Source organism: Streptomyces antimicrobicus (assembly GCF_020532625.1).
Taxonomy (GTDB): Bacteria; Actinomycetota; Actinomycetes; order Streptomycetales; family Streptomycetaceae; genus Streptomyces; species Streptomyces antimicrobicus.
This window is the reverse complement of record NZ_JAJAUY010000077.1, coordinates 18,809-27,909: the sequence shown is the minus strand read 5'-3', so window position 1 is coordinate 27,909 and position 9,101 is coordinate 18,809. Positions and strand designations below refer to the sequence as shown.

Genomic DNA, 9,101 nt, shown 5'->3' with positions numbered 1-9,101 from the left:
AATTAGGGTCAATTCCCGCGCTCCGCGCGAATTAGGGTCAATTCCCGCGCTCCGCGCGAATTAGGGTCAATTCCCGCGCTCCGCGCGAATTAGGGTCAATTCCCGCGCTCCGCGCGGGAATTGGGAATTGCGCTCCGCGTAATTCCCCCCTTCCTTTCGCTCCGCTCCAGGAAGGGAAAGGGATTTCCGCTTCGCTGCAATCCCCAACCGCGCTCCGCGCGGTGGCCGGCTACGGCCGACAGGGGCTCGCGCATCACTTCGGCTGACTGTGTAGCAGTGACGGAACAGCCTAAGTGCCAGGTAGAAGCCCGGGTGACGGCAGGCCGTCAGAACGGCATACCGTCCATACGGTCCCACTGCCGTGCCGACCGAGAACCCCGCCAACCCTCACAGCATAAACCCGGAAAGACGCCCAACGCCAGTCATCTACGCGACTCTCCCGCCCTCCAACCACCCGGGCCACCCCTCGAATTGACGAACCTACGGGAAACCGCCCACCCGGACGCCGCCACCCTGCTAGCGTCTGAACGACCGTCCGGACACACCCCGATGCATCACAACTATGCACTGTGTAGGACGACCGGATCGAGGGGACCTCCGATACAGGGGGTGGACTGGGGAGACGATGAGTGCAGCACGTGAGCTGAGGCCGCATCAGGTAGAGGCAGTAGGGGCCGTCGTGGCGGCTCTGGACGAACCGCCCGGGGGGATTCCCACTGACGGGTTGCGGGCGTCGGTGGTGGCGGCGTGCGGTACGGGAAAAACGCTGATTTCGGCGCATTCGGCGTTGCGGATCGCCAAGGGTGGCCGAGTTCTGGTGATGCTGCCCACCCTCGATCTGCTGACGCAGACGGTACGGGAGTGGCGCGCGGAGGGTCATGACGGTAGGTCAGTGGCGGTGTGTTCTCTGGATGATGACGCCGGTTTGTATGCGGCGGGCGTGCGCACGACCACCAGTCCTGTGCTGCTTTCCGAGCGATACGGGAGGGGCCCGGTGACGATGTACGCCACGTATGCGTCATTGCCGAGTCTCATCAAAGCGTTCAGCGGCGAATTGGGACCGGCCATGCATCCATTGGACCTTGTGGTCGTTGATGAGGCGCATCGGACATCGGGGCATTGGGGGAAAGCGTGGGCGGCAATTCACGATCAGTCGAGGATTCCGGCTGCACGGCGGCTGTACTTCACGGCGACTCCTAGGGTGTGGCGGGAGCGGCCGGCGAGCTATGCGGTACGGGAGGGGGCCCGGGATCCGCTGCCGGCTGAGCTGGCGTGCTCGATGGACGATGAATCGGTGTTCGGGCCGGTCGTGTACGAGCTCGGCCTAGCGGACGCCATCAGCCTGGGTCTGCTGGCCCGGTACCAGATCCTCGTTGTGGAGGTCCGGGACCCGGTGGTCACGCCCGAGCGGCTGTCGGGGCCCGAGGCCCGGGAGGAGCACGTTCGCGGGCAGCGGTTGGGTGCGTTGCAGGCGGCGCTCTTGCGGACGGCGGCTGACCACGGGTTGGAGAAGATCATCACGTTCCACCATCGCACGGTGGAGGCGGAGGCATTCTGCAAGGGGCTGGAACAGAAAGCGGCCGAGCTGCACGCGTTCGATCCGGAGAAATATCCGCGATCGGTGTGGGCGGGGTGGCTGCGGGGCGAGCATGACGCGGATCACCGTTCCAGTGTGCTGGCCCAGTTCGGCGGTACAGCGCACCGTGCGGTCCTTTCCAATTGTCGCGTGTTGGGTGAGGGCGTGGACTGTCCGGCAGTGGATTCGGTGGCGCTGCTGGACCCGAAAGGCTCTGTGGTGGATATCGTCCAGGCGATCGGCCGGGCACTGCGTCAGAAGCCGAATGCGGGAAAGGTCGCCTCGCTTATCGTGCCGGTTTTCCTGAGCCCGGATGAAAAGCCCGCCGATATGGTCACTTCGGCGTCTTACCGGCCACTGGTAAAGGTGCTGACGGCTTTGCGGGCGCATGATGAGCGCGCGGTGGAAATGCTGGCTACTCCCGAGGTGAACTCGCCCCGGATGCCTGGTGAGTCGATCGGTCCTGAGCCTGAGGAGGGGGAGGAGGAATCCCGGATGCTGCTGCGGTTTTCCTCGCCCCGTGACCCTGCCGCTGTCGCGGAGCTGGTGTCGCTGCGCGTCATCGACACGGAGCGGCAGGATTGGACGCGCGGCTACTGGGCGGCGCGTCGGTGGTCGTCGCGCACGGGGCACTTGCGGGTGCCGCTCGGCGCGGAGACGGAGTGGGGCTACCCCCTGGGGCGGTGGATCCGGCGCCAGCGTGCCGCGTACGCGTCGGGGCAGCTGGACGGGCGGCGTGTGGCGCGGCTGGAACGGCTGGGGATGGTGTGGGACCCCGCTGAGGCGGACTGGCAGGACAACTTGGCGGCTGCGCGGCTGTACATGGGTCGGCACGGGACGCTGGCCGCGCCGCGCCACGCGGTCATTGCCGAGCCCGGCGGGCAGGCTGAGCGGGCCCTAGAGGGGCCGGCAGGGGCTATAGGGCGTCCTATCGGTCAGTGGCTGTCCAACTGCCGCCGTCCGGGTGCGCTGAGCTCGGAGAGGGCCGCTCAGCTTGCTGCGATCGATCCGGACTGGTGCCCGGACTGGCCGATCGACTGGCAGCGTCACTACGCCGGGGTGCGGGCCCTGGTGATCGACGGTGGCGCGGCGGTGGACGAGATCACCCCGGGGGTGACCGTGCACGGCGCCGACGTCGGCCGCTGGCTCCAGCGGCAGCGGGAGACGTGGGCGGGGCTGTCGCCGGAGCAGCAGCGCCGGTTGCGGGACCTCGGGGTGAGCGCGCCCGAGCCGGTCTCGGCGCCGAAGGCGGGCGGGCGGGCAGCGGCGTGGGAGCGGGGCGTGGCCGCCGCGCGTGCCTATCTGGCCCGTGAGGGCACTCTCACCGGTGTCCCGCGCGGACATGTCGAGCACCTGCTGCACGAGGGTCAGGAGCACGCGGTCAAGCTGGGAGTGTGGCTGACCAACCAGCGTGCGCGCCGCGCGTCTCTCCCCGCCGACCGCGCCGCCGTGCTGAGTGAGCTGGGGGTGATCTGAGGCCCGGGCAGGGGCTGATGCATCAGCACGGGGCACTGTGTGGCGGTGACGTGGGAGGGCCGGGTGTGGGGGTGGTGGCGTGTTGGGCGGCCCGGTGGTACTGCCCCCAGTTGGCTGGGCACCGGGCCTGGCCCGCGCACGCCATATCGGCACGGGCTAGTACTCCAGCAGGATTTCGCTGCCTGACCTGGTCTTTCGCCGGGTGGCGGGAGTGTAGCGGGACTTCGATCGTGCGGGGGCGGTCTCACGGAGACCGCCCCTCGATCGTGCGACAACGCCGCAGGTAATGACAGCGGCGGGCGACTGCTTGGCGTTGGCGGCGCCAGTTCGACCAGCTCAGCGCGTGGTGTCGTCCGCGGTGTCCGCTCAGTTGCAGGGGCCGGGCACGACAAGCTGCCAGGAGTCGCCGAACCTCCGCCACTGTGAGCCCGATGAGCCCGGGTGCCTCACCTGTTCCGCCCCCTTTTTCCAGGGCTGGTGTGCCGTGGCGGCCAAAAAGGCGTGCGCGAGCATGGCCAGAGTGATGTGCCGATACCAGCCCACGTAGCGGCGGACCTCGTACTGATCCAGGCCGCACTCGTTCTTCGCGGCCTGGAAGCATTCCTCGATCGCCCAGCGTGCCCCGGCGACCCGCACCAGCTCCTGGACGGTGACCTGCAGGGTTGCGTAAGCGAGGTAGTAGGCGATCTCGTCGGGCTTGCTGATGCTGCGCCGGGCCAGTGCCCACCGCATCCGGTGCGGGACCTCACCCTGATAGTCGAATTCGGCGACGGCTGGCAGCCGCACCGCTGCCCAGTGATAGACGCGGGGCCCCTTCGCGCCGTCGCCGCACGAGATCTTCTCCCATGCCTCGGCGGGTGCCTGAGCGAACAGGCCCTCGATCCGTGAACAGCCCACGCTGAACTGGGACTTGGGCACGGCCAGCACGTAGCCGACACCCGACTGTTCCAGCAGCCGGCGGAATCGGGTGTCCTGGCCGTAGGCGGAATCCGCGGTGACCCAGGTAATGGGCAGCGGCGAGGCCAGGGCCCGCAGCACCATGTGCCGGGCCAGTTCGCCCTTGGTGGCGAACTCCCGCTCGTCGGGGACCCTTGCGGTGCGGCAGCGTTCCCGGTCCTCGGTCCAGGACTTTGGGAGGTAGAGCTCTCGGTCGACCAGAGCCCTGCCGCGGGTGGTGGCATAGGCGGCGAAGACGCCGATCTGGCAATTCTCGGTCCGGCCGGCGGTTCCGGAGTACTGGCGCTGGACCCCAGCGGAGGTGGTGCCCTTCTTGATGAAGCCGGTGTCGTCGACGATCAGGACACCGTCGACCTCGCCGAGCTTGTCGGCAACGTATTCCTGCAGGTCGTCGCGGATGTCATCGGGCTCCCACTTCGATCCGGCGAGGAGGTGCTGCAGGCCGTCAGGGGTGGAGTGGCCGGCCTGTTCGGCCAGCTGCCAGCTGTTCTTACGGGCTACCGGGGCGAGCAGCCCGCGCACGTAGTCCCGCATCCGGCGGCGGAGCTCAACTCGGCCGAAGCGGTGCCCGATGCTCAGGAAGAGGTCATCCAGGTCGAGGTCCCATTGCGCGGCGGCAGACTCGGTGATCACCCTCGGAGGCTGCCCCGCTGCTGTCATTACCTGCGGCGTTGTCGCACGATCGAGGGGCGGTCTCCGTGAGACCGCCCCCGCACGATCGAAGTCCCGCTACACTCCCGCCACCCGGCGAAAGACCAGGTCAGGCAGCGAAATCCTGCTGGAGTACTAGGTGCACCTTAGCCGGGGGCACCGCCCGTCCGTCCGGGAGCTGCTGTCTCCTCGCCCAGGGACGGTGTGGGAGGGGCCGGCTGCTGCGTGGCCCGGCGCAGGGCGTGCACCAGGGACCACGCCAAGTCGTCGGAGTCTAGGTAGTCGGGATCCACCTCGTTCAGGTAGGCGTCGATGGTGTCCCGCAGGACGTCTGCTGTCTCCTCGTCGGTCATGTCTGGAGTCTGCCCGACGTGAACGGCCCGGTCAGCTGGTGCGGGAGCGGTAGACGCGCATCACGCGGTCGGCCACGGCGAGACGGCCGGTGCTCAGGATCACCGTGCGCGTGCCGCCGTGGCGGTAGCGGAGATCGGTGATGGTGACCAGGCGCCCACCGGCGATCACGTGGTCCCCGACGCGGAGCTCGGTGGGCGGGACGTCCACCGGCACCCGCCCGGGCGGGATGCGCACCCCGCCCCGGTCCCCGCCCGCGTCCTGGACGGCCGGCTGCCGTCCGGCCGGCTCGCACGCGACGGTGCGGGCGATCCACTGGAACCCCGCCTCGTCCATCAGGCGCAGGACGAGCGGGGAGGGGTAGCAGCCGACGATGCGGCCGTGGGCCTGGCGGTCGCGGTCGAGCACCTGCTGCCCGACCGTGTACCGGCGGCCCGTCACTGGTGGCCGTCCTGTGCGCAGCGTCGCATCAGTACCTGCATGTCGGTCACGACCGTGCCGCGCAGGGGGCCCGTGGCGGTGTCCCGGCGCCGGGCATACCCCTGGCAGCGGGCGCACGTCGGCGGGGGCGCGAGGTAGGGCCGGGGGAACAACGCCGCGGCCTCACGGCGGGCGCGGCTGTCGTCGGTGGTCTCTGCCATCAGATGCCCCTTCACATGCTGACCGGTCTGAGAGGTACCCCTACCTTCGGCCCGTCCAATGCCCAGGGGCAGGGGCAAAATTGGGGGCAAGATGGGGGCATGGACATCGGGGAGTTGATCCGCGAGTTGCGCACGGCGCAGGGTTGGTCCCAGGGCCGTCTGGCCAACGAGATCAACGCTGTGCACGGGACGACGCTGACCCGCGAGTACATCGCCCGGTGGGAGCGCGGGACGGTCCGCCCGCGCACGTTCTACCTCGCGGCGCTCTCCCGGGTGCTGGACGTGCCGTTAGCCGTCCTGGAGGACCCGATGATGCGCCGCACGTTCCTGACCGACATGGCTGGCACCGCCATAGCCCCCGTGGTCGCCTCCGATCTGCTGGCGCGGGGGTTCGCCGCCCGGCTCGCGGGCGGGCCGACCGAGGAGGCGTGGGAGGAACGGTTGGCCGCGTACGGGACGGACTACATGTCCCTGGGCGCCGCCGACATCCAACGCCGCGTCGCCGGGGATCTCGTCGTGGTGCAGCAGCAGCTCGACACCCCGCGACTGTGGTCGGCCGCTGCCCGGCTGATGACCCTGTACGCCAAGACGTTCCCCGGATCCGACGGGAGCGCGGCGGTGCGCTGGTACCGCATGGCCGCCACCGCCGCAGACCAATCCGCCGACCAGGCCACGCGGGTGTGGGTACGCGGACGAGCAGCGATCGCCCTCGGCTACGAGGGGGCCTCACTGGGCGTGGCGGACGTACTCGCTCACCAGGCACTTGCCCTGTCCGACCGCCCCTCCCTCGGCCGGCTCAACGCCCTCTACGGCCTGGCACACGCCGCTGCGCTGCGCGGCGACCGAGCGACCGCGCTCGCTCTCGACGCCGAGGGCCGACGGACCTTCGACGCGGTCGGCTCTGAGGAGCAGACGTCCGACTACGCGGTGCCCTGGTGGCGGCTGAACGTTTTCCGGTCCCTGCTGCTGGCCCGGCTCGGTGAGGAACGCGCCGCCACCGACGCCCAGGATCAGGCGTTGGCCGCACTGCCCGCGCAGCTGCCGCGCTTCGCCACTCATCTGGAGCTGCACCGGGGACTGATGCTCGTCCGGGCCGGCGACCGGGCCGGCGGCATCGCCCACGCCACCGCCGCCATGGACGCCCTGCCGCCGGAGCGGCACAGCCTGACCCTGCGCATGCTCGTCAACGAGATCAAGGCCTGACCGAGGGCGTTGTTCCCGGCCTTCAGCTGTCGCCGTGCGGGCGTGGGCCCCGGATGCGGTCGTGTGCCTCGCGGCAGTCGGGGCAGCGGCAGCCGCCGTGGCGGTAGGCGGACTCCGTGCCGTGGTTGAGCTGGGGGTCCCGGCCGGCGGTGAGTGCCTGGTCGAGTTCCGCACGCCAGGTGTCGCTGTAGGCGCTGTAGCCGTGGACGCGGTGGGGGGTGAGGTCGAGTGCGGTGCACGCGTCGGCCAGGGGCTGACCGTCGGCCAGGCGGCGTAGCAGTTCCTCGCGTTTGGCGGGAGGGAAGATCGCTTCGGCGATCTCCTTGCGGTAGAGCCAGTCCTGGCCGACCCGAGCGGCGCGGCAGTCGTCGCATCGGGTGTGGGCAGATGTGTGGGGTAGGGGCTGTCCGCAGTTGATGCACCGTCGCTGCGACGGCACCGGGTCGGTGCTGGTGGTCTCGGCTGCCGGTGCCGGGGCGGGTGAGGGGACGGTCGGGCGTGGTCCTCGGGTGGGGGGCGTGGTGATGATGTCCTCGGTGGACCCGCCGTCGGTCAGGGCCGCGGCGCGTGCTCTCAGGGTCGGGTACGAGACCGCGCAGCGAGGGTCTGCCGCCCACTGGGCGATGGTCTTGGTCTGTCCGAACGCGGTCAGGGTGCGGCTGGTGGGACGGCCGGTCCGCCGGGTGCTCCTCCTGCCCTGTGCCGGCAGGTTGCTGGTGAACCGGGTCGTGGCCAGGATCTGACTCATCTCGGCGTGGGTGCGTGCCTTGTCGTTGATGTTGAGCGGCAGCGAGTTGATCAGCTCGGCGGCCTGGTCCTGGAGCATCTGCCGCCACTGTGCGCGTCCGGTGCCAGGGTCGGTGGCCAGCAGCTGAGCGGCCTGGGGCCACCGGTCGTACAGGGGCCTGAGGTCCAGGCGGTGCTCCAGGCCCGCGGGCGCGGCGATCCGGTGGCGCAGGGTCTGGCGCAGACGGTGCAGGACGGTGCTGGCGGTCCGGGCAGCGGCGGCCAGGTCTGCCCGGTCTTCACGCTCGGTCAGCTGCTCGCCGGTGGCCAGGGCGACCGTGGCCGTGGGTACCGCCGCGATGGCCGTGCGGTGCTGGTTGGTGTGCTGCACGCAGGACGCCTCTACCGCCAGGGGCCCGTACTGGGCGAGCAGTCCGAGATCGAGCAGGTGCCCCAGGTGGGAGGCGACCAGGCAGTGCGCCGCCCTGCCGGCCTCGTCACCGGCCGGGTCCAGTACCGCCTCAGCGACGCGCCACGGCACGATCAGCCCCTGCCGGTCTGTCGGCACGTGGGGGATCCAGCGGCCAGCCTGCGCGGCCTGCCACATGCTCATCGGGTCCAGCAGCGCGAGTTGCTGCCAGACATCGGTCATCCGGTCGCCGTCGTGCCAGGCGACCGCGTCCACCCGCCCGTGGTCGTCGGCGTGCAGCCGGATGCGGCGCCCGGGCCAGGTCAGCGCATCCAGCCGGCCAGCCGGCTTCCGCACCGTCATCGCAGCGTCGGGGGTGGGCCGCTCCCACACCGGGGCGTCCCCCGGACGGCGTGGCTGAGGCGGCAGATTGAGCAGCAAAGTGTCTTTGAGAGTCTGCCCGCGTACGTGGACGTGGGCGAGCTGGGCGACATGGCCCACGTGCGCGCCGTAGACCTTGCCGTGCTGCTGTGCCGGGTCGCCCGGTGCGGCCCGCTTGATGCCCGCGCCGTCGTAGGCGATCAGCACCAGCAGGGCGCGGGCGGCCGCAGCCGGCTCCCACGCCGGGTACTCGCCCTCGGGCACGCCGAGCCCAGGATCGAACAGCCCGGTGCGGCCGCCGAGGTAGCTGGGGTGCAGGACCCGGGCGTCGCGGGCGTACGTGGTCAGCGCGCCGGATTGGAACGCCGGCGCGTCGGTGTCGAGCAGGTCCAGGCGGGGGGCCCACTGGTGCAGGTAGTCGGTGATCCGGGCGGTGTCCAGGGTGTCCGCCTGCCACGCGGTGGTCCACTCGTCGTAGTCGGCCGGCCCTGCCGCAGCGTCGTACGCGGCGGCCAGGACGCGCAGCAGGACCGGCTCGTCCTGCGGACCAGCTGTCAGGCTCAGCCGGTGCGCGCGCGCCAGGGCCTCGGTGAGGCCGACCTCACGAAAGTCGCGCGCGTCCAGGTCGTGCACCGGGATCCACGGGCGGGAGGTCAGGGGGTACGACACGGTGTCGTCCTTCCGGAAAGAGGGTCGCGGCCTGGCCGTCGATGCGACCAGGCCGCGAACA

At 70.4% G+C, this 9,101-nt stretch carries 7 protein-coding genes; 2 read left to right on the top strand and 5 right to left on the bottom strand.

Annotation, left to right across the window (positions count from 1 at the left end; genetic code table 11):
* Window positions 1–625 precede the first annotated feature (625 nt).
* Window positions 626–3,052 carry a DEAD/DEAH box helicase gene (locus LG632_RS19275; RefSeq protein WP_226728599.1) on the top strand — a complete coding sequence of 809 codons (2,427 nt, stop codon included), beginning with the start codon at window positions 626–628 and terminating at the stop codon, window positions 3,050–3,052.
* 366 nt (window positions 3,053–3,418) lie between these two features.
* On the opposite strand, the gene LG632_RS19270 is transcribed toward LG632_RS19275, so the two are convergent.
* The 4 genes from LG632_RS19270 to LG632_RS19255 all read right to left on the bottom strand — a co-directional run bounded on the left by LG632_RS19270 (window position 3,419) and on the right by LG632_RS19255 (window position 5,652).
* Window positions 3,419–4,669, bottom strand: a complete 1,251-nt coding sequence (locus tag LG632_RS19270) for an IS701 family transposase (RefSeq protein ID WP_374203511.1) — start codon at window positions 4,667–4,669, stop codon at window positions 3,419–3,421.
* Between the two features lie 137 nt (window positions 4,670–4,806).
* The gene (locus LG632_RS19265; RefSeq protein WP_226728598.1) at window positions 4,807–5,013 is read right to left on the bottom strand and encodes a hypothetical protein; all 207 of its coding nucleotides are present in this window, start codon (window positions 5,011–5,013) and stop codon (window positions 4,807–4,809) included.
* Window positions 5,014–5,044: 31 nt separating this feature from the next.
* Window positions 5,045–5,452 (bottom strand): hypothetical protein, encoded by a 408-nt coding sequence (locus LG632_RS19260; protein ID WP_226728597.1) that lies wholly within the window; start codon window positions 5,450–5,452, stop codon window positions 5,045–5,047.
* On the bottom strand, window positions 5,449–5,652 hold the full coding sequence (locus LG632_RS19255; RefSeq protein WP_226728596.1) for a hypothetical protein: 204 nt from the start codon (window positions 5,650–5,652) through the stop codon (window positions 5,449–5,451). The genes LG632_RS19260 and LG632_RS19255 overlap by 4 nt, the downstream gene beginning before the upstream one ends.
* Before the next feature lie 99 nt (window positions 5,653–5,751).
* Between LG632_RS19255 and LG632_RS19250 the strand changes: the two genes are divergently transcribed.
* On the top strand, window positions 5,752–6,855 hold the full coding sequence (locus LG632_RS19250; RefSeq protein WP_226728595.1) for a helix-turn-helix domain-containing protein: 1,104 nt from the start codon (window positions 5,752–5,754) through the stop codon (window positions 6,853–6,855).
* Between the two features lie 22 nt (window positions 6,856–6,877).
* Here LG632_RS19250 and casA read toward each other — a convergent pair whose 3' ends face one another.
* Window positions 6,878–9,040: a type I-E CRISPR-associated protein Cse1/CasA gene (gene casA, locus LG632_RS19245; RefSeq protein ID WP_226728594.1), complete on the bottom strand. Its 2,163-nt coding sequence runs from the start codon at window positions 9,038–9,040 to the stop codon at window positions 6,878–6,880.
* Window positions 9,041–9,101: the final 61 nt, after the last annotated feature.